The sequence below is a fragment of the Actinomycetota bacterium genome (genome assembly GCA_030776725.1).
GTDB lineage: Bacteria > Actinomycetota > Nitriliruptoria > Nitriliruptorales > JAHWKO01 > JAHWKW01.
Genome location: JALYHG010000283.1, coordinates 1 through 19,836, shown reverse-complemented (window position 1 = coordinate 19,836; position 19,836 = coordinate 1). Strand labels below are relative to the sequence as shown.

22 protein-coding genes are annotated in these 19,836 nt (G+C 70.9%); 7 read left to right on the top strand and 15 right to left on the bottom strand.

Translation table 11 applies throughout. From position 1 onward, the window contains the following. Positions 1-137: 137 nt before the first annotated feature. The 7 genes from M3N57_13660 to mshB form a co-directional block, all read right to left on the bottom strand. On the bottom strand, positions 138-509 hold the full coding sequence (locus M3N57_13660) for a nitroreductase family deazaflavin-dependent oxidoreductase (GenBank protein MDP9023714.1): 372 nt from the start codon (positions 507-509) through the stop codon (positions 138-140). Beyond that, positions 506-1,564, bottom strand: a complete 1,059-nt coding sequence (locus M3N57_13655) for an endonuclease/exonuclease/phosphatase family protein (protein MDP9023713.1) — start codon at positions 1,562-1,564, stop codon at positions 506-508. The genes M3N57_13660 and M3N57_13655 overlap by 4 nt, the downstream gene beginning before the upstream one ends. 45 nt (positions 1,565-1,609) lie before the next feature. Further along, entirely contained in the window at positions 1,610-3,052 is a 1,443-nt protein-coding gene (gene pyk, locus M3N57_13650; GenBank protein ID MDP9023712.1) for a pyruvate kinase, read from the bottom strand. 92 nt (positions 3,053-3,144) lie between these two features. Beyond that, a complete protein-coding gene (locus M3N57_13645) occupies positions 3,145-4,206 on the bottom strand; it encodes a BMP family ABC transporter substrate-binding protein (protein MDP9023711.1) in 1,062 nt (353 codons plus the stop codon). Positions 4,207-4,269: 63 nt separating this feature from the next. Then, positions 4,270-4,680, bottom strand: coding sequence for a YjbQ family protein (locus tag M3N57_13640; protein MDP9023710.1), 411 nt, complete (start codon positions 4,678-4,680; stop codon positions 4,270-4,272). After that, a complete protein-coding gene (locus M3N57_13635) occupies positions 4,680-5,201 on the bottom strand; it encodes a flavin reductase family protein (GenBank protein MDP9023709.1) in 522 nt (173 codons plus the stop codon). The genes M3N57_13640 and M3N57_13635 overlap by 1 nt, the downstream gene beginning before the upstream one ends. After that, complete coding sequence (gene mshB / locus M3N57_13630; GenBank protein MDP9023708.1) at positions 5,198-6,073, bottom strand: N-acetyl-1-D-myo-inositol-2-amino-2-deoxy-alpha-D-glucopyranoside deacetylase; 876 nt, start codon at positions 6,071-6,073, stop codon at positions 5,198-5,200. The genes M3N57_13635 and mshB overlap by 4 nt, the downstream gene beginning before the upstream one ends. Before the next feature lie 50 nt (positions 6,074-6,123). Here mshB and M3N57_13625 point away from each other — a divergent pair, with 50 nt between their 5' ends. After that, positions 6,124-7,242 carry an HRDC domain-containing protein gene (locus M3N57_13625; GenBank protein ID MDP9023707.1) on the top strand — a complete coding sequence of 373 codons (1,119 nt, stop codon included), beginning with the start codon at positions 6,124-6,126 and terminating at the stop codon, positions 7,240-7,242. 17 nt (positions 7,243-7,259) lie between these two features. Here M3N57_13625 and ispH read toward each other — a convergent pair whose 3' ends face one another. Next, positions 7,260-8,240 carry a 4-hydroxy-3-methylbut-2-enyl diphosphate reductase gene (ispH, locus tag M3N57_13620; GenBank protein ID MDP9023706.1) on the bottom strand — a complete coding sequence of 327 codons (981 nt, stop codon included), beginning with the start codon at positions 8,238-8,240 and terminating at the stop codon, positions 7,260-7,262. 115 nt (positions 8,241-8,355) lie between these two features. Between ispH and M3N57_13615 the strand changes: the two genes are divergently transcribed. Genes M3N57_13615 through M3N57_13595 form a run of 5 tightly spaced genes read left to right on the top strand, consistent with a single transcriptional unit; the run spans position 8,356 to position 12,114 of the window. Next, complete coding sequence (locus tag M3N57_13615; protein MDP9023705.1) at positions 8,356-9,039, top strand: TrkA family potassium uptake protein; 684 nt, start codon at positions 8,356-8,358, stop codon at positions 9,037-9,039. Then, entirely contained in the window at positions 9,039-9,728 is a 690-nt protein-coding gene (locus tag M3N57_13610; protein MDP9023704.1) for a TrkA family potassium uptake protein, read from the top strand. The genes M3N57_13615 and M3N57_13610 overlap by 1 nt, the downstream gene beginning before the upstream one ends. Then, entirely contained in the window at positions 9,725-9,865 is a 141-nt protein-coding gene (locus M3N57_13605; GenBank protein ID MDP9023703.1) for a hypothetical protein, read from the top strand. The genes M3N57_13610 and M3N57_13605 overlap by 4 nt, the downstream gene beginning before the upstream one ends. A 9-nt stretch (positions 9,866-9,874) precedes the next feature. Beyond that, complete coding sequence (locus tag M3N57_13600) at positions 9,875-11,380, top strand: TrkH family potassium uptake protein (protein MDP9023702.1); 1,506 nt, start codon at positions 9,875-9,877, stop codon at positions 11,378-11,380. Further along, entirely contained in the window at positions 11,377-12,114 is a 738-nt protein-coding gene (locus tag M3N57_13595; GenBank protein ID MDP9023701.1) for a hypothetical protein, read from the top strand. The genes M3N57_13600 and M3N57_13595 overlap by 4 nt, the downstream gene beginning before the upstream one ends. Before the next feature lie 17 nt (positions 12,115-12,131). Here the strand turns inward: M3N57_13595 and nth are convergent, their stop codons facing one another. The 3 genes from nth to M3N57_13580 form a co-directional block, all read right to left on the bottom strand. Beyond that, positions 12,132-12,815, bottom strand: coding sequence for an endonuclease III (nth, locus tag M3N57_13590; protein ID MDP9023700.1), 684 nt, complete (start codon positions 12,813-12,815; stop codon positions 12,132-12,134). A 114-nt stretch (positions 12,816-12,929) separates the two neighbouring features. Further along, positions 12,930-14,231: an ATP-binding protein gene (locus tag M3N57_13585; GenBank protein MDP9023699.1), complete on the bottom strand. Its 1,302-nt coding sequence runs from the start codon at positions 14,229-14,231 to the stop codon at positions 12,930-12,932. A 37-nt stretch (positions 14,232-14,268) separates the two neighbouring features. Further along, positions 14,269-14,961 (bottom strand): response regulator transcription factor, encoded by a 693-nt coding sequence (locus M3N57_13580; GenBank protein ID MDP9023698.1) that lies wholly within the window; start codon positions 14,959-14,961, stop codon positions 14,269-14,271. 57 nt (positions 14,962-15,018) lie between these two features. On the opposite strand from M3N57_13580, the gene phoU reads away from it, so the two are divergent. Then, complete coding sequence (phoU, locus tag M3N57_13575; GenBank protein MDP9023697.1) at positions 15,019-15,744, top strand: phosphate signaling complex protein PhoU; 726 nt, start codon at positions 15,019-15,021, stop codon at positions 15,742-15,744. A 95-nt stretch (positions 15,745-15,839) separates the two neighbouring features. On the opposite strand, the gene pstB is transcribed toward phoU, so the two are convergent. From pstB to M3N57_13555, 4 genes are all read right to left on the bottom strand, one after another. Further along, on the bottom strand, positions 15,840-16,598 hold the full coding sequence (gene pstB / locus M3N57_13570) for a phosphate ABC transporter ATP-binding protein PstB (protein MDP9023696.1): 759 nt from the start codon (positions 16,596-16,598) through the stop codon (positions 15,840-15,842). A 122-nt stretch (positions 16,599-16,720) separates the two neighbouring features. Further along, positions 16,721-17,602, bottom strand: coding sequence for a phosphate ABC transporter permease PstA (gene pstA / locus M3N57_13565; GenBank protein ID MDP9023695.1), 882 nt, complete (start codon positions 17,600-17,602; stop codon positions 16,721-16,723). Next, positions 17,602-18,528, bottom strand: coding sequence for a phosphate ABC transporter permease subunit PstC (gene pstC / locus M3N57_13560; GenBank protein ID MDP9023694.1), 927 nt, complete (start codon positions 18,526-18,528; stop codon positions 17,602-17,604). The genes pstA and pstC overlap by 1 nt, the downstream gene beginning before the upstream one ends. 60 nt (positions 18,529-18,588) lie before the next feature. Next, positions 18,589-19,557, bottom strand: coding sequence for a PstS family phosphate ABC transporter substrate-binding protein (locus M3N57_13555; GenBank protein MDP9023693.1), 969 nt, complete (start codon positions 19,555-19,557; stop codon positions 18,589-18,591). Between the last annotated feature and the right edge of the window lie 279 nt (positions 19,558-19,836).

Genomic DNA, 19,836 nt, shown 5'->3' with positions numbered 1-19,836 from the left:
ACGACGCCCCGTCGCACGGGGTGGGCCACTTCCCGTTCGGGGGCCGCACCCCCGACTCCGGCGTCGGCCGGGAGGGGCTGGGCTACTCGATCGACGAGTGCACCGCGCTCAAGACGGTCGTGCTGCCGGGTTGAGGGTCAGACGACCTCGCGGACCAGCACGACGTGGGCCACCACCGCGTTCCGGATCCACGGCTCGGTGCGGTCCTTGCCGGGCGGGTCGTACTTGTCGTGGAAGGCGTTGAGGGCCTCGACCCGCCGCTCGTCGTCCTCACCCAGGAACGCCGCCCGGGCCAACCACGACCGCCCGTCGATGCGGACCACGCCCTGCTCGGACGCCTGCAGGTTCAGGCACCAGGTCGTCAGCCCCCCCGACCCGCTGAACAGGTACACCCCTCCCTCGGCCGGCACGAACCACAGCTCGGCGGTGTGGCGCCGGCCGGTCACCCGCTGGGTGGTGGTGAGGTAGCAGTACCGCTCATCGCGGAGCTCGTGGGGGACCTCGGTCACCTCGCCGCCCCCCGCGGCCAGGCGAGATCGGCCAAGACGGGGCGGTGGTCCGACCCGTCGGTCGACGCGACCCAGGCCTCAACGGGGACCATCCCGCGTGCCATGATCCAGTCGATGCGCAGCAGAGGCCGGTCGGGCAGCCGATCCGTGCCAGCGGGCCACGTGAACCCCGGCCCCGCCCCCGCCTCGATGTGGGGGTCACGGAAGCCGGCCGCGGCCAGGTGGCGGTAGGGGTCCGACCGCCGGGTCGAGTTCAGGTCGCCTCCGACGACCGCGGGGACGTCCGGATCGAGTTCGGCCAGGGCCGCATCGATCTCCGCCCGGCGGGCGTTGACCTCGAACCGCTGTCGACCGAGGAACGACGCCCCACAGTCGGGACAGGGCGACGTCAGGTGGACGGGGACGACCTGCAACGGTCGGCCGCCGACGTCGAGGTGGACCACCGCGGTGGGCCGTGACGCTGGTCGCGGGGATGGGACCGGGCGGAGAGCAACGATCGGGAAGCGCGACAGCAGACCGACCCCACCGACCCGTCCGACCTCGTCCCCGAACCAGCGGTGCGGGTAGGTGTCGCCCAGCTGCGCTCCGAGCTCCGCGGCGCGCCGCGGCGTGATCTCCTGGACCAGGAGCACATCCGGCTGCTCGACGCGTGCGAGCCTGACCACGTGCGACAGGTCCGACGACCGGATGTAGGTGTTGTAGGAGGCGACCCGGACGTCACCGGCGGCGGCCGGGGGCGCGCCGACGAACAGCCCCCCGTAGGCGGTCACGAAGAGTCCTGCGGGCACCCCGAGGAGGAGAGCAACCCGCCACCGACGACGGAGCACGGCCAGCGCCCCCAGCGGCACGGCCGGGAGCGACCAGTAGAACGTCGTGGCGTTCACCGGCTGGGTCCACCACACATCGCCGACCAGCAACCACGCCACGATCGCGGCGGCGGTCGCGGCGGCGTAGACGCCGGCGATCACCGCCGGCCAGCGCCGGGGTCGCCGCCGTTCCCGGGCGTGCGGACGCTGGCGTGACGACTCCTCCACGCGGGGCCGGGCGGCCGTCACGTCACGCGCTGGCTCGGGAACTTCAGATGCCGTCCCGGCATGCGTTCAGTCACCCGGTGTGTGGCCGAGACGGTGGACCAGGATCCGGTTCGTCCCGCCGTGGCCCCCAGGGATCCCCGAGACGATGACGACCGCATCACCGCGCTGACCGTACCCGGACCCCAGGCACACCTCCTCGGCGGACACGATCAGGTCACGGGTGTGGTCCTTCTCGGGGACGAGCTCACCGCCGGTCCCCCACATCAGCGTCAAGCGCCGGACGGTCTCCTGGCGAGGGGTCAAACCCACGATCGGGACGTTGGGGCGGAACTTCGACACCAGCTGCACCGACGAGCCGCTCAGGCTGAACACCACCACGGCTTTAGCCCGGGCGTCCTCAGCCGCTTGGACGGCGGCCCGCGCAACCACCCGGTCGATCGCCATGTCGTCGGCAGCCGGCTCCGGCGGGTGCACGAGGTGACGGCTGCTCTCGGCCACCTCGATGATCCTGGCCATCGTCCGCACCGCCTCGACCGGGTAGCGCCCGGCCGCCGTCTCCCCCGACAGCATCAACGCGTCCGTCCCGTCGAAGACGGCGTTGGCCACGTCGGATGCCTCTGCCCGCGTGGGTCGGGGGCTGCGGATCATCGAGTCGAGCATCTCGGTGGCGGTGATCACCGGTCGGCCAGTCGAGTTGGCCATCGCGATGATCTCCTTCTGCAGGGCCGGCACGCGTTCGGGACCGACCTCCACCCCCATATCACCGCGCGCCACCATCACGGCGTCCGAGGCTTTGACGATCGCAGGGAGGTTGTCGAGGACCTCCGGCCGCTCGAGCTTGGACACCACCGGCTGCTCGCCTCCGCGCTCGCGGATGAACTGGCGGACCTCGTTGATGTCCTCCGGTCGGCGAACGAACGACAGCGCGACCCAGTCCACCCCCATGTCGATCATGGCGGTCAGGTCCTCTCGGTCCTTGGCGGTCAGGCTCTTGGCTGACACCGCCACCCCCGGCAGGTTGACGCCCTTGCGTGACCGGGCCACGCCGCCGGCCACGACCCGGCAGTGCACCTGGCCGTCCGTGATCCGCGACGCGACCAGCCGTAACAGACCGTCGTCCATCAGCACGAGCGCCCCCGGCTCGACGTCCCCGCTCAACCCGTCGTACACCACCGGCAGCAGCGGCGTCCCGGCGCCGTCGTGGTAGCTATCGAGCCGTTCGGTCCCCCCCATCAGGACGACGTCGCCACCGTCGACGAGCTCGATCCCGTCGGTGGGCAGCTCCCCGAGGCGGATCTTGGGACCCTGCAGGTCGCCGAGGCTGCCGATCGGGCGACCGATCTCCGGGGCGAGCTTGTGCACCCGCTCCAGGCGTTCTGCGTGCGTCTCATGCGTCCCGTGCGAGAAGTTCAACCGGACCACGTCGATCCCGGCGAACAGAGCGGCCCGGAGCCGAACAGGGTCGTCGAGCGCCGGCCCCAGGGTCGCGATGATCTTCGCGCGACGCACCTGCGGCCTCCGCTTCGTCCGACGAGGTCATCGTAGGCTCGGGGGTCGTCGCGCTTGAGGACGCGCGCCGGTCCGAAGGGAGGCACGGTCGGTCACCGCTGTTCGCGGCCGGGGACGGTGACCCGGCGCTCTTCGATGGCGTGGGCGACTTCACGCAGCTGAGCGGCGATCGCGTCGTAGCTGGGGCTGGGACCGCCAACGAACGCGAACCCGTCCTCGGCGAACCCGAGCCGGATGTCGCGATCGCCGCCCTCGAAGGCGCGTTCCACGGCGAGCGCCAGGGCCGTGTCGAACCGCTTCGTCACCGATCCCAGGACGTGGGCCACACCGGTGTCTTCGTCGAGCACGCGGGTCACGTCGACCGCCCAACCCAGCACCAACCCGTCGGTGGCAGCCGCAGCTTCGCCGACCCCTCGGACGGCGGCGGTCCCACCCACCGGCATCAGGCACGGCGTGGGCACGCCGGCGTCGAACTGCGCGGTCGCTGCCTCACGCGCCGTGCGAACGGCGACGGACATCGCGACATCCGGGTCGACGGTGGCCGGCGCCATCACGACCGGGATGTCACTGCGGATGAACCGCGCGCCAGCCTCGAACCCGCTGCGCACGCGGTCCGCCGACCCGGGAGGGACGGCGCTGACGATGCCGGTCGCACCCACCGACGTGACGAGCGCCCCGGCAGCCCCGGCCAGGAAGGCGCCCTCCTCGAGGTGCCAGCTCACCGATACGGCGTTCGCAGGTGGGTCGGTGAGCCGGCCGTCCAGGAGACAGAACCGGGTGGCGGGGTACTGGGGCGCCAGCCGCGCCACATCGTCGGCGCCTGCCTGGCCGACCGTGCAGACCAGCGTGAAACCTTCGTCCGCCAGGAACGCCAGCTCGTCGCCCCGGAAGTCCTCCTGCGGCGGTTCGAGCACTCGGACGGCCCGCACCTCGTGATCGATGACCTCGTGGAGCCGCTCCGCGGTCGACCGCACGGTGTCGCCCTGCAACGAGGCGATCAGCTCAGTGGGGGGCGCCAGCACGATCCCGACGGTCAGGCCGCGTGCCGGAGGAGACGGTGTGAACGGGGCCGTGTCGGTCGGCGTCTGGCCCGGCCGAGGAGCGGTCCCCCGACGGCACGCGGGCGCCATCACGGCCAGCACCACGAGCGCCACGATCCACCGCCGCTCGCGGGAGCGGGCACGGCACGGACGGACGCGTCGCTCGGCCGTCACCGGTCAGGCGGAACGGAACACCGCCAGACGCAAGCGGCGGCGGTCGTTGTCGCGGTTGGTGTCGACCACACAGACGCTCTGCCAGGTGCCCATCACCACGTCGCCATCCTGGACCGCCAGCACCAGCGTCGGCGACACCAGGACAGGCACCAGGTGGTCGGCGCCGTGGCCGACCGAGCCGTGCCGGTGCGTGTAGCGATCGTCGCGCGGGAGCAGATGCTGCTCGAGGGTCTCCTCGAGATCACGCTCCGATCCGCTCCCGGTCTCCATCAGCGCCAACCCGGCCGTGGCGTGCGGGAGGAACAGGTGGAGCAGGCCATCGCCGCCCACGTCCCGCGCGAAGCTGCGGATCTGGTCGGTGACGTCCGTCACGCGCTGCCCACGGGTGTCGAGCTGCAACTCACGGCTCTCCATCACCCCGACCCTTCCGGTCGCACACCCCGGTAGGCGCCACGGTAGAACAACAGCGGGTCGTCCTCGTCCGCCAGGCCGAGCGCGGCGACCTCCCCCACCACGATGAGGTGGTCACCTCCGTCGTACACCGCCCACACCCGGCAGTCCAGGAACGCGATCGCCACGTCAAGCACCGGCGAGCCCGTCACCTCCTTGCGGGTGGCGATGCGGTCGAACTCGGCGTCCCCGTGGGGCCGGTAGGGATCAGCGAAGTGCATCGCCAGACCCTCGTCGTCCTCGTGGAGGACCGACAGGGCGAACACCTGGCTGTCGCGCACGGTGGCGGCCATGGTGGTCCCCCGCTCGACGCACACCAGAACGAGCAGAGGGTCGAGTGACACCGAACAGACGGCGTTGGCGGTCATGCCGTGGGGGATCCCGTCCAGGACGGTGGTCATGACCGCGACACCGGTCGCGAACCGCGCCATCACGTCACGGAACGCGCGCGGGGTGAGATCGACGCGGCGTTGCCCACCGCTCACCGATCCCCCCCGCGCAGCCCCGCGAACACATCGTGCTCCACGTCCGCGCTCGCGGGCGTCCCACGCACGATGACGAAGTACTCGATGCCGAACACGTCCTGGCTGACGTCGTCGGGCAGGTTGAGGAAGAACGAATCCGCCCCGATCTGCGAGGCGTGCGCGCGCATGGCGGCACGCTTCCTCCCCAGCCAGGGACGCACGTCCACGGCTGTGGTGACCCGCTCGTCGGCGACGCCGAACGGCATGTCCTCGCCATCGGGCACCGGACCACGCCCGAACGGCGACGCGATCCCGGCATCCAGCAACCGCCGGTGCAGTGCGTGGAGCCGGCTGCGCGGCAGAACGTGGACGTACCACTTGGCGACCTCCCACGGGGTCCCCGGCAGTGCAGCGTCGGGCTCGGCGGCGAGCTCGATCGCGCGGCCGGTGACCGTGTGAGCCTTGACGTGGTCAGGGTGGCCGTAGGTCCCGCGCTCGTCGTCGCTGACGACCGCCGCGGGGCGGAACTCACGGATGATGGCGGCCAGCCGAAGGGCCGCCTCGTCCAGGTCCGCCCGGTGGAAGCTGTCGGGATGTTCGTTGCTGGGCTCGCCGGCCATGCCGCTGTCGCGGTAGCCCAGCGTGCGGTGGTCGGTCACACCGAGGACGGCGATGGCTGCTGCGAGCTCACGGCGGCGGACCACCACCATGTCCTCGCCGCCGAGGTCGACGCCCGACAGGTTCTCGCCCTCCTCCCCGCCGGTACACGTCACCACCGCGACGCGCAGCCCCTCGTCGGCGTACCGGGCGAGGACCCCGCCGCACGCGATCGACTCGTCGTCGGGGTGCGGATGCACGCACAGCAGCCCGAGGGTGTCGCGGCGGTCGGTCACGCCAGCCTCCTCCACACCACATCCTGGCACCGCCGATAGCCTGCCCGCTCGTGGAGGTCCGTCTGGTCGACGAACCCGCCGAGGTCATGCAAGCCCTCACGGCGGTCGACGCCCCGACAGTGGGAGTCGACGTGGAACGCGCGGACGGCCACCGCTACGTCCGCGAAGCCGCCCTCGTCCAGGTCGGGGTGGCCGGGTGCTGCATCATCCTGGATCCGCTCGCACTCGACGACCTCGAGCCGCTCGCGTCGTTCCTGCGTGGGCGCCTGACGGTGCTGCACGCGCTCGAGAACGACCTCGAGCCGCTGGCCAGCGCGGGTGCAACGCTGGTCGACGATCAAGGCACGCCGGCGCAACTAGCCGACACGGCCATCGCAGCGGCCGTCCTCGGACTGCCGACCGGGCTCGCACCGCTCCTCGAGCAGGTTCTGGGCGTGCGACTCAGCGGCGACAAGGCGCGCTACCAGCGGGCCGACTGGTCGCGGCGACCGCTCACGGACGACATGCTCGCCTACGCAGCCGGCGACGTGGTCCACCTGCCGCGACTGTGGGAGGCCCTGTCGGCGCAGCTGGACGATCTCGCCCGCACGAGCTGGTACCAGCAGGAGCTCGCCGCCACGGTCGAACACGTTCCCGAACAGGCCCGGTCGTGGGGTCGGACGAGAGGGCTCGGCCGCCTCGACGGGCACGGCCGGGCGGTCCTCAGGGCGGTCTGGGACGAGCGCGAAGCGATCGCGCGTGAGGAGGACCTCGCGCCGCAACGCGTCGCCCGCGATGACACGCTCATCGCGATCGCGGCCGACCCCCCCGCGACGCTGAGCGTCCTGCGGCGACGCGGGCTCGATGGCCGCCAGCTCCGAGAGCACGGCCACCGCCTCCTGGCTGCCATCCGCCGCGGCGCCTCCTCCCCCGACGAGCCCAGCCCATCGGGGCTGCGTCGGGCGGACGACGACGACCGTGCGGCACATGACCGGATGCGCCGGGCCCGCGCCCGCGTCGCCGATGAGCTCGGCGTCGACCCCGGGTTCCTGTGCCCAGGGCGGGTGCTTTGGACCGCAGCGCTGAGCGACCCCTCGTCGCCCGATGAGCTGGTCGAGGCGGCTGGGCTACGTCCGTGGCAGCGCGAGCTCCTGGCGGATGTGCTGTGGGAGGCGTACACCGGCACGTGACGCAGGCCGGTCGGTCCTCAGGCGCGCCGCACGACCCGATGCTCGACCGGCTCGGCGAGCTTGCGGGCCAAGACGGCCGGCAGCTGGAACTCGACGTCCTCATCGACCAGATGGACGGTGTCCACGGTCCGGGTCCCGCGGGTACGGAACCAGTCGACCACCTGCTCGACCACGACCTCCGGCGCGCTGGCGCCCGAGGTCAGCCCGACGACATCCACACGATCGAGCCACCGCTCGTCGATCTCGGTGACGTCGTCGATCAGCTGTGCCGCGACGCCCCGGTCGCGAGCCACCTCGACCAGCCGCTTGGAGTTCGACGAGGTCTGGGATCCCACGACCAGCACCAGGTCACACCGCCCCGCCAGCGCTTTGACCGCGTCCTGGCGGTTCTGCGTGGCGTAGCAAATGTCGTCGCTCTTGGGACGCACGAGCTGCGGGAACCGGGCGTTCAGGCGGCGGACGACCTCCGCGGTGTCGTCCATCGACAGCGTCGTCTGCGTGATGTACGCCACGGACGCGTCGCGGGCGAAGGGCAAGGTGTCGACCTCGTCGGGCGTCTCGATCAACGTCACACGGCCCGGGACCTGACCCATCGTGCCGATCACCTCCTGGTGCCCCTGGTGGCCGATCAGCACGATGTCGTGGTCGTGGTCGGCGTAGCGGCGTGCCTCGGCGTGCACCTTGGTGACCAGCGGGCAGGTGGCATCGATCAACGTGTGGTGACGCTGGCGCGACCGCTCGTAGGCGGAAGCCGGTGAGCCGTGGGCGCTGAAGACGATCACCGCCCCGTCGGGGGCCTCGCCTTCGTCCTCGATGAACACCGCGCCCCGCCGGCGCAGCGACTCCACCACGTGGGTGTTGTGCACGATCTCATGGCGGACGTACACCGGCGGACCGTAGGCTTCGAGCGCCTTCTCGACGATCACCACGGCGCGGTCGACCCCGGCGCAGAACCCCCGGGGAGCAGCGAGCAACAGGGTGTGTGGCGTGGCGGGCACGTGGGATCCTGGCTGGTCGCGGCGATCTGGAGGGTACCGGGGTCGTCGCAGGTGCTGGCGGTGCTGCTGGGGACGCTGTGGTTCCATACATCGACGGCAGTTGCCGGAGGAACACGTGCACGTGATCGTGGGAGGCTGTGGTCGGCTGGGCGCCGAGATCGCCACCCGGCTGTCCAGCGAGGGCGAGGACGTGATCGTCATCGACGTGCAGGCGACCGCGTTCGACCGGCTGGGGACCACGTTCAACGGCGAGACCGTCGTCGGCAGCGTCACCGACCGTGACACGTTGGAACGAGCGGAGATCGGCCACGCCGACGGGCTGCTGGCAGTGACCCGCTTCGATAACGCCAACCTGATGGCCGTGGAGATCGGCGTGCACATCTACGGCGTGCGACGTGCGGTCGCCCGCCTGTTCAACCCGGAACGGGAGGCGAGCTACCGCAAGCTCGGCGTCCGGTACGTCTCCGCGACCGGGCTGCTGGCCAAACAGTTCCTCAACGAGTTCCGCGAGGCCACGTTCCGCCAGCATCTGGCGTTCGACGACCCCGACGTGGAGGTCGTCGAGATGACCCTGGCTCAGGCCGCGAACGGGTTGACCGTGGACCGGTTCGAGATCAGCGGGAAGCTGCGGGTCAGCGCCGTGCAGCGCGGCGAGCGGGTCTTCATCCCCGGCCCGACCGACCGCCTCGAGCGCGATGACCTGGTGGTCGCCGCGGCACGCCGTGGGGTCCACGCTCGTGTGCGTCACCTGGTGGTCGACGAACGACGACCCCGCGCGCACGTCCACGGTGGGCGGTGATGTTCGTCGTCATCGCCGGTGGCGGGAAGGTCGGTCGGTACATCGCCGCCGACCTGATCGAGCGCGGCCACGAGGTCAGTGTCATCGAACGCCAGCGGGGACGCTGCGAGTCGCTCGTCGCCGAGTACCCGGTGCTGGTCATCGAGGGCGACGCCTGCGATGTGCGCTACCTGGAGCAGGCCCGCGTCGACCGCGCCGACGTGTTCGTCGCCACGACCCGTGAGGACGATGACAACCTGGTCGCCTGCCAGCTGGCCCGGACCGAGTTCGGCGTGAGGAGGGTGATCTCGCGGGTCAACTCCCCCAAGAACGTCGAGATCTTCGAGCTGATGGGCATCGAGGCGGTGTCGTCCACGACGCTGATCTCACGGCTGCTCGAGGAGGAGGTCACCGTCGGGGAGCTGATCCACCTCCACACGCTCAAGGCCGGCAAGGTCGATCTGGTGGAGGTGAGGATCCCCGACCACGACGATGCCAACGCACCGCCACCGCGGTCGGTCGAGGAACTCGACCTGCCGCTCGACGCGGTCCTGGTCGCGATCTTCCGTGGGGACACCGGAGCGGAGGAGACGATCATCCCGCGCGGCTCCACCCAGATCCTCCCCGGCGACGAGGTGATCGCGCTCACCACCCCGGAGCTCGAGGACGAGCTGCGCCGGATGCTGGTCGGCCGGACCGCCCGGCGATGACCGTCCGCGACCGGGGGCGGGAACGCCGCGTCACCGGCGCCGAGCCGGTCCTCGGCATCGGTCTCGTCGCGTTGGCTGCGGCGGCGATCAGCGTGATCGGGTTCGCCATCGCCGTCGCGGTGTCACTGGTCTTCTAGGGCGCCCGCGTGTTCCTCCGGCCGGATCGCGACGACGCACGCCTGGTCGGCTTCTACGTCGGCAGGGTGGTGACGTTCCTGGGCGCGATCCAGGCGGTGCCGGCACTGGTGGCGCTGGCGCTCGGCGAGTGGAACGCGTTCACCGCCTTCCTGATCAGCATGGCTCTGGCGATCGGCGCGGGACGCGTGACCGAACTCCGGCTGCACACGCGAGCGCCGCTGGACTGGTCGCACGGGATGCTGATCGCATCACTGTCGTGGCTGGTGGGCTCGGCTTTCGCCGCGATCCCCCTCTACCTGTCCGGGCACGTGAGCGGCTTCGTCGACGCGGTGTTCGAGGCGATGTCGGGGCTGACCACGTCCGGGTTGACGGTGCTGCAGGACCTGGACCACCTCGCGTACTCGGTCAACCTGTGGCGCCACCTGATGCACTTCGCCGGCGGACAGGGCATGGTCCTGGCGATGCTGAGCCTGTTCGGCGGGGCGGTCGGCCAGGCCGGGACCCTGTACGTGGGCGAGGCACGTGACGAGCGGATCATGCCCAACGTCGTGCGCACCGCCCGCTTCATCTGGCGCGTGTCGTTCGGCTACCTGGCCATCGGGACCATCTCGCTGCTGGCCGTCCTGCTGGTGGCTGGCCTCGGGCCGGGCCGCGCGCTGATCCAGTCGGTCGAGCTGTTCATGGCCGGGTTCGACACCGGCGGGTTCACCCCGCAGTCGACCAGCATCGCGTACTACCACTCGGCGGCGGTGGAGGCGGTGGTCGCGGTCCTGATGGTGGCGGGGACGATGTCGTTCGGCCTGCACTACCAGCTGTGGCGCGGCAACCGCGTGGAGCTGCGACGAAACGTCGAGGCGCGCACGATCGCGGCGACGCTGGCCGTGCTGGCCGTGCTGACCATGGTCGGTCTCGGCCGTGCCGGCACCTACGGCGACGCGATACCGCTGTTCCGCAAGGGTTTCTTCACGGTCCTGTCGGCACACACAGGGACCGGGTTCGCGGTGACCGCACCGCGGCTGTTCATCAGCGACTGGGGGCTGCTCGCCCCGGCCGCCGTGGTCGGGGCCATGGCGCTGGGCGGGATGGCGTCGTCCACCGCCGGGGGGATCAAGGCGATCCGCGTTGGCATCACCGCCAAGGGCCTGTGGAAGGACATCCGGCGCGTCGTCCTGCCCGAGTCCGCCCTGGTCGTGTCGACCTACCACTCGCAGCGCCGGCGCATCCTCCGCGACGACCAGGTCCGCTCCTCGGTGACCGTCCTGCTCCTGTACCTGCTGACCTACATCGCCGGTGGCATCCTCGGCCTGTTCTACGGCTTCGATTTCACCGAGGCGATGTTCGAATCCACCTCCGCCTCGGCGAACGTCGGGCTGTCGGTGGGGATCACCGGACCCGACCTGGCCACGCCGTTGAAGGTCAGCTACATCGTGCAGATGTGGATCGGCCGGTTGGAGTTCATGGCCGTGTTCGCTCTGCTGGCGACCCTGCTGGCCGCCGTCCGGGGGCGGACGTGACCCGCCGCCCCGCTGTCAGCCGTCGCTCCATCGCCCAACTCGCCCTGGCCGCTGTCGTGGTGGCGCTCGTCGTGGGCTTGCTCAGCCACCTGCGCGCCACCGCCCCGTCGCGGCGGCTCGAGCCGGTCGCGCCGGCGGCGGAGAGTCAGCGCGGCGGTCAGCCGACGGTCGCCACCTGCCAGCGCACGCTCGCCGACCGTCCCGCGCAGGTCGAAGGGTTCGGACCGGTCCCCGAACCCGTCGGTCTGGCCCGTTCCGGGGAGGTGGTGTCCTGCCCCGACACGTTCTCGCCGTCGGGACGGGGCGCTCCGGCGGTCGTCTTCGTCGGCGAGGTCATCGGTGACGTGCTCCGACGCGACCGCGGCGCCTGGGTCCTGCTCAACGACGACGCCTACGCCTTGGAGACCGGACCGCTGCCGGCCCACGCCGAGTTGAGCGGGACGAACACCGGGCTGGCCGTGTGGCTGCCCGCCGATCGGATCGACATCGCACGGCTCACCCCTGGGCGTCCTGGCCAGCGGGGCGATGTGGTGCGCGTCGAGGGCCGCATCCACCGCGCGGACGAGACCGACGGAGGTGGCCTCACGCTCCGCGCCAACCGCGCCACCATCGTGGCGGAGGCGGTCAGCCTGGAACCGCCGCTGCACACCCGTCAGGCCGTCGTGGCGGCGGTCCTGGTGGTGGCGGCACTCGCGCTGACCATCTACCAGCGGCGAGCGTCCCGGCTGCGGTGAGCCGGCCGCCGCGCCCGTCAGCTGGCCTCGTGGCGGTCACGGCGCCCTGCGACCTGGCTCGACGGGCACAGATCCTCCACCACACACTCGTCGCAGCGAGGTCTTCGCGCCTCGCAGGTCCGCCGGCCGTGCGCGATGAACAGGTCGGAGACCTCGAGCCAACGCTCCTGCGGGTAGAGCGCGACGAGGTCACGCTCGATCCGCACCGGGTCGTCGTGGCGGGTCAGGGCCAGCCGGCGGGAGATGCGCCGGACGTGGGTGTCGACCGCGATCCCGGCGTGATGTCCGAACGCGTTCGACAGGACCACGTTCGCGGTCTTGCGGGCCACCCCGGGCAGGTCGGTGAGGGCGTCCATCGTGTCGGGTACCTCGCCGCCGTGTTCGTCCAGTACCTGCCGCGCCGCCGCCCGGATGTTGCGTGACTTCTGGCGGAAGAACCCCGTGGGGCGCAGATGTCCCTCGAGCTCGTCGAGGTGAGCTCCCGCCACCGCCTCGGGACCGGGGTAGAGCGGGAAGAACGTCGCGGTGACCTCGTTCACCTTCTCGTCGGTGCATTGCGCCGACAGGATCGTGGCGACGAGCAGCTCCCACGGATCGGAGAACCGCAGCGCGATACGCGCATCCGGGTAGGCCTCAGCGAGCCGGTCGAGGATGACCGGCGCCCGTTCCCGCTTCGGTGAATCGCGGTGGAGCCCGCCCACGGCCGCGGAGCCTACCGGCGAGCCGGACCAGCGATCCGCGCCCGCAGCGTCACACGGAACGCACGCTCGGCCAGCCGGCCGGTCTCCCCGATCCCCTCATCGTGGCCCGGGTCTTCAAGTGGGGAGGACAGTGGGGAGGACGACGGTGAACTCGCTGCCCTCACCCAGGACGCTGTCGACGTGCAACGAGCCGCCGTGGCGTTCGACGGCGTGGCGGACGATCGACAGGCCCAGCCCGGTCCCGCCGGTTGCCCGCGACCGTGCGACGTCCACCCGGTAGAACCGCTCGAAGATCCGGTCGAGGTCGTGACGTGCCACCCCGATGCCGCTGTCGCGCACGTGCAGCACCCAGGCGCCGTCACTGCGTTCGAGCTGCACGTGCACGTCGCCGCCGGGCCGGTTGTACCCGACCGCGTTGTCGAGCAGGTTCGCGACGATCAGGCGCAGGTCGTCCTCGTCGCCGGTCACGACAGCACGGTCGGGCAGGTCCATCGTGACCGCGACGTCGCGCTCGCCGGCGACCGGCCGCAGCCGGTCGGTCTCGCGGCGGACCAGCGCCGCGAGATCCACCGGGGCGCGCCCGGGTGTGTCACTGTCCTCTTCGAGGCGCCGCAGGTCCAGCAGGTCGTGGACGAGTTGCGCCAGGCGGGCGGCCTCTTCCCCCAGCCGACGCACCAGTTCACCGGCCCGGTCCGGATCTCGCCCGACCGTGACGTCGAGCGCGTCGGCCAGTGCCTGGATCCCCGCGACCGGTGTCTTGAGCTCGTGGGTGGCGTTGACGACGAAGTCGCGTCGAACCTCCTCGACGCGACGGCGCTCACCACGGTCGGAGAGCAGCAACAGCACCTCGTCTCCGACCGGGACGGCCGCGACGGACAGCTCGGACCCGCCCAACTCGACATCGACGTCGACCCTGTCGCCGATGTCGCGCGCTTCCTGCACCGCCCGCGCGACGTGCGCGCTCGCCAGCGCCTGCGCGGCGGTGAGCGAGCTGGCCTGGGGGATCCCGAAGCGCCGCCGTGCTGCCTGGTTGGCCTTGAGGACGTACCCGTCCTCGTCGACCAGGAACGCTGGCTCCGGGAGCGCGTCGACCAGCTGAACACGTCGCTGGCGGGCACGACGCAGTCGGCGTCCTCGCCGGTCGTAGGACGCGCCGAGGACGTTGAGGGCCACCGCCAGCGGCTGCCAGATCGCACCGGTGGGGACCCGCACCGGCTGGTGCTCCTCGAGCGCCATCCACCGGTTGATCTCGTCGGCGAGGGCGGTCAGCCGGCGGCGCTGCAGCGTCCACGCCACCGAGGCGGCGACCGCACCGACCAGGAGGCCGACGATCACGGCAGCGGCAGTCGGTCCGCCGGCGAGGATCGCAGCCACCAGCGTCGCCGCTGGGATGATCAGTACAGCGGTCCGGGTCACACGCCGAGCGTAACGGCGCCCCGACGGGCCAAGAGCGTCAGGGAGAACGGTCGGCGAACCGGTACCCGACGCCTCGGACGGTCCGGATCCGGGTCGGGTGGTGCGGGTCCTGCTCGATCCGGCGCCGCAGGCGTGCGATGTGTACGTCGAGGGTCCGGGTGTCACCGACGTAGTCGTCGCCCCACACCTCGGCGATGAGTTGCGCCCGGGTGCGCACCAGGCCGGCGTTGCGCACGAGGACCTCCAGGAGGTCGAACTCCTTGGGCGGCAGCTGAAGGACGCGCTCGCTGACCGTCACCTCCCGACGAGCCGGGTCGACCCGCACGCCGCCAGCCTCGACCACCTCATCCGACGCGGGGGCGCCGATGCGCACGTCGCGGCGCAGGACGGCACGGATGCGGGCGATCAGCTCACGCGTCGAGAACGGCTTCGTCACGTAGTCATCCGCGCCGAGCTCGAGACCGACGACGCGATCGACCTCACCGCCGCGGGCGGTCACCATGATGATCGGCACGTTGCTACGGGCGCGCAGCCGCCGGCACACCTCCGTGCCCGATGTGCCGGGGAGCATCAGGTCGAGGAGGACGAGATCCGGCCGCTCCCGCTCCCACGCGCTGACCGTTCGGTCCCCGCTGCTGACCCACACGGGACGGAAACCCTCGGCCTCCAGGGACGCGGTGAGCCCTTCGGCGATCGCGACCTCGTCCTCCACCAAGAGGATCTTCGGCATGGCGTTCAGCGTACCGACCGGGTCTGCGTACGATGGGGTCGAGACCAAGGAGAGGGCGTGCGCAACGACTTCCACGCCGAGATGGATCGGCTCATCGATGAGCTGCTCTCGGTGGGCGAGACCGTGATCGAGATGCTCGATCGCAGCGTCGAGTCGGTGTCCCGCCACGATGTCGAGCTCGCGGACACCGTGATCCGGATGGACAACGACGTGGACGCCGTCTACGCCGACGTCCAGCAGCGGCTGGTGCGGACCATGGCGTTGCAGGCCCCGGTCGCCAGTGATCTGCGCCTGCTCTCGGCGATGCTGCACATCGACATCCACCTCGAGCGCATGGGTGACTACGCGGTCAACATCGCCAAGATGGGCAAGCTGTCCGCCTCGTTCCCCGGCGAGCCGGAGCTCCTCGACCAGCTCCGTGAGATGCGCACGATCGCGATCGACGTGGCACGGCAGGCGCTGGCGGCGTTCACGCACCGCAACCTCGAAGCGGCCTACGCTCTGCCCGGCGCCGACGCCGCCGTCAACCGGCTCAACATCGGGATGTTCCATCGCCTGGTGCGGCTCGCCTCACGCGACGAGTCCTACCTGGAGTGGGCGACCCGGATGATCCTCGTGGCCCGCCAGCTGGAGCGCTGGAGCGACCACGCGGTCGACATCGGCGAGGCGACCATCTTCGCGGTGACCGGCGAGACCGTGGAACTGTCCAGCAACGCCCCGCCGGACACGGCCGAGGCGGGGGGGTCGGACGGCCAAGCGACGTCGGCTAGGTCACTCAAGTAGCGAAGCGGTAGTGACCCGGACTAGGTCACTCAAGTAGCGAAGCGGTAGTGACCCGGCCTAGGTCACTCAAGTAGCGAAGCGGTAGTGACCCGGTCCTAGCCGAAGCGGCCGGTGATGTAGGCCTCGGTGCGCTCGTCGTCGGCGTTGGTGAACAGCTTGTCGGTCGTCGAGAACTCCACCAACTCCCCGGTGCGCGTCCCTTCGGCGATCGTGAAGAACGCTGTGTGATCCGAGACCCGGGCGGCCTGCTGCATGTTGTGGGTCACGATCACGATCGAGTAGTCGGTCGTCAGATCGCGGATCAGGTCCTCGATCTTGAGCGTCGCGATCGGATCGAGCGACGAGCACGGCTCGTCCATCAGGATCACCTGTGGCTCGACCGCGATCGCGCGGGCGATGCACAGCCGCTGCTGCTGGCCACCCGACAGCCCCGTGCCGATGTGGTTCAACTTGTCCTTGACCTCGTCCCACAGGGCGGCGTCGCGCAGCGCCCGCTCAACGCGTGTATCCAGGTCGGCGGTCATCCCCACCGCCCGCGGGCCGAACGCCACGTTGTCGTACACCGACTTGGGGAAGGGGTTCGGCTTCTGGAAGACCATGCCCACCAGCCGGCGCAGCGCGACGGGATCGACCCTGGGGGCGTAGACGTCTTGACCGCCGAGCCGCAGGGAGCCGGTGACCCGCGCACCGGGGATCAGGTCGTTCATGCGGTTGAAGCTGCGCAGAACGGTTGACTTCCCGCATCCGGACGGCCCGATGAACGCGGTGACGTTCTGCCGGGGGATGTGCATCGTGATGTCGCGCACCGCGTGGAAGTCGCCGTAGTGGACGTTGAGCCCCTCGACCTCGAAGATGGCCTGGTCCGAGACGTTCCGGGCGGCTGCGGCGTGGACGTCGGCGACGTCCGAGACGGCTCGAACGAGCGTGGGTCTGGTGTCGCCGGTCGTGGCACCTGCAGGCGGCTGTGGGGCCACGGTCAGCCTCGGTCCTGCAGGCGGTTGCGCAGCAAGATCGCCCCGGCGTTCATCGTGAGCAACACGGTGAGCAGGATGACGATCGCCGCTCCCGCCAGCCCACTGCGGAAGGCCGGCTGGGGCCGCGACGCCCAGTCGAACACCTGCAGCGGCAGGACCGTGAACGAGCTGGACAGCGAGGTGGGGGTCGAGGTGACGTAGGCGACCGCCCCTGCGAGGATCAGCGGGGCGGTCTCGCCGATCGCACGTGACAGCGACAGGATCGTGCCGGTGAGGATCCCCGGCATCGCGGCGGGGAGCACGACGCGGGAGGTCGTCCGCCAGCGCGTCGCGCCGAGACCGAGCGCCCCGTGCCGCAGCTCGCTGGGCACGGCCAGCATCGCCTCACGGCTGGCGATGATCACGATCGGCAGGACCAGGATCGCCATCGTCAGGCCGCCGGCGGCGACCGACCGACCGAGGGCAGCCAGGCGCACGAAGAACGCCAGCCCGAGGATGCCGTACACGATCGACGGGACCGCAGCGAGGTTGGCGACGTTGACCCGCACGAGCCGCCAGAACCGCGTGTCGGGCGCGTACTCGGTCAGGTAGATCGCCGCTGCGACGCCGACCGGGAACGCCACCGCCGCGGTGATCCCCATGATCCACAGCGACCCCACCAACGGTCCCCACACGCCCGCCCGATGAGGGTCGGCGCTCGGCTGGTTGAACACCGTGGCGGTGTCGAGCCAGGGCAGGCCCTGCTGCAGGACAGCAGCGATGAGGACGAACAGCGTCGCGATCCCCACCAGGGTCGCGACGATCAGCAACGCCTCGAAGGCCCCCTCCTTGAGTTGCGCACCGCGGTGACGGGGCCCGGCGACCAGCGCCTCGGCCGACGCCATCAGTAGTCCTCCTTGAACCTGCGGACCAGGGCGGCGCTGACCATGTTCAGCCCGAAGGTGATCACGAACAGGGTCATGCCGACCGCGAACAGCGTGTTGAAGCGTACGTCGGTCTGGGGCGTCTCACCGAGGCTGACCTGCACGATGTACGCGGTCATCGTCTGCATCGGCTCCAAGGGGTTGGCACTGAGGTTGGGGGTCTTGCCCGCAGCCAGGGTCACCGCCATGGTCTCGCCGATGGCCCGCGAGGCGGCCAGGATCGCCGAGGCGATGATGCCCGACAGGGCGGCCGGGACGACGATCCGGACGGTGACCCGAGCCTTGCGCGCCCCGAGCGCCAGTCCACCGGCGCGCAACGCCAGCGGCACGGACGACAGCGCATCCTGGGAGATCGACGAGACCAGGGGCAGCACCAGGATCCCGACCACCAGCCCGGCCGCCAGGACGTTGAAGGTCCCGACCTGCCCGAACAGCGGCTCGATGACGTTCGGGGTGATGAAGGTGAGGGCGAAGTAGCCGTACACCACGGTCGGTATCCCGGCCAGCACCTCGAGCGTCGGTTTGACCGCGCCGCGTACCCGCGGGCCGGCGTACTCCGACAGGTACACCGCGGCCGCCAGGCCGGTGGGGACCGCCACCGCCATGGCGATGGCGGTGACCCACAACGTCCCGGCCAGCAACGGCCAGATCGAGTAGGAGCATCCCTGGTCGACGGACTCGCAGAACAACGCGTCCCACGTCCCGGGGGCGAGAAACTCGCCGAGCGGGACCAGCCGGAAGAACTCGACGGTCTCGCTCAGAAGTGCCAGCACGATCCCGGCGGTGATCGCGATGGTCAGGACGGCGGCCGCCAGCAGCAGCGCCTCGATGGCTCGTTCCCCCGGGCGGCGGGCCCGGGTGAGCAGGACGTCGGTGTCGACGGGCACGGCGTCTCGCTCAGGGTCCAAGCTGGCGCACCCGCCGCCATGACGGCGCGCCGCATGCGGTCACGACGTGGCTTGCTGGAGCGTTCCGAGCGCGTCCTGCTGTGCCTGCTCCGACAGCGGGACGTACCCGACCGCGGAGGCCAGCTCGCCGCTGCGCTCCAGGTAGTAGCGCAGGAACTGCTGCACGTGGGCCATCTCCAACGCGCGCTCCGACACGTAGACGAACAGCGGACGCGACAGGTGGTACTGGCCGTCCTCGATCGTCTCCTCGGTCGGCTCGACGCAGCCGTCGCCGGCGTCGACCGCGAGCCCCTTGAGCTGGGCGCGGTTCTCGGCGTAGTACGCGAACCCCACGTACCCCAGCGCCCCGGGTGTGCCGGCGACGCCCTGCACGATGACGTTGTCGTCCTCCGAGGCGCTGTAGTCGGTGCGTGGCCGGGCACCCTCGTCGGGATCGCCGAGGATCTCCTCGATGAAGAAGTCGTAGGTCCCCGAGTCCGGCCCCGGCCCGAACAGCTCCAGTCCGGTGTCGGGGAAGGATGGGGCGACCTGGTTCCACCGGGTGACCGACGAGCCCTGCACCCAGATCGCCTGGAGCTGATCGGTGGTCAGGCAGCTGACGAACGTGTTGTCGGCGTCGACGATGTTGGTGATGCCGTCGAGTCCGACCCGCAGCTCGATGTAGGAGATCCCGGCGCGTTCGCACACCTCCCGCTCATCGTCCTTGATCGGCCGCGAAGCGTCTGCGATGTGGATGTCGCCGGCGCAGAGCTTCTTGAAACCGCCACCGGTCCCGGAGAAGCCGACCGCGATGTCCACCTGGGGATGCATCGCCTTGAAACGCTCGGCGGCGAGCTGCGTCACCGGGAAGACGGTCGAGGAACCGTCGACCTCGATACTGCCCGACAGCGTGCTCCCCGCGGTCGGGCTGGTCGCATCCGGGACACCGGCGTCGGGTTGCCGGGCGCTGCCACACCCGGTCGTGAGCACCACGACCGCGGTGACGACCGTCACCCAACGCGTGATCATGGTCGTCCCTCCCGTGCGCGCACCGTCGGGCGTGGGAACGGTACGGCGGGGAGGTGTCCACGGCCCAACGCCAAGGTGAACGCAACGTGAAGGCTGCGCCGAGGCCGTGGCGGATGGTCCGTCGCTCCGTCACGGCGGCTGCGTCGGACGCGTCGCCCCGGACAGCGCGACCGCCGCCCCCAACACCCCGAGGAGCCCTCCGCCGACCAGGGCCACCGCTGGCGGCCCCCCGCTGGCGCCCAGCACCGCCTGCGCCGGGACCCCGACCAGGCCGACCCC

Coding starts and splice junctions, on each gene's coding strand:
- M3N57_13640 (MDP9023710.1), bottom strand. CDS start 4,680: ATGGAGAGCCGTGAGTTGCAGCTCGACACCCGTGGGCAGCGCGTGACG.
- M3N57_13610 (MDP9023704.1), top strand. CDS start 9,039: ATGTTCGTCGTCATCGCCGGTGGCGGGAAGGTCGGTCGGTACATCGCC.
- M3N57_13605 (MDP9023703.1), top strand. CDS start 9,725: ATGACCGTCCGCGACCGGGGGCGGGAACGCCGCGTCACCGGCGCCGAG.
- M3N57_13580 (MDP9023698.1), bottom strand. CDS start 14,961: ATGCCGAAGATCCTCTTGGTGGAGGACGAGGTCGCGATCGCCGAAGGG.
- pstA (MDP9023695.1), bottom strand. CDS start 17,602: ATGGCGTCGGCCGAGGCGCTGGTCGCCGGGCCCCGTCACCGCGGTGCG.
- M3N57_13555 (MDP9023693.1), bottom strand. CDS start 19,557: ATGATCACGCGTTGGGTGACGGTCGTCACCGCGGTCGTGGTGCTCACG.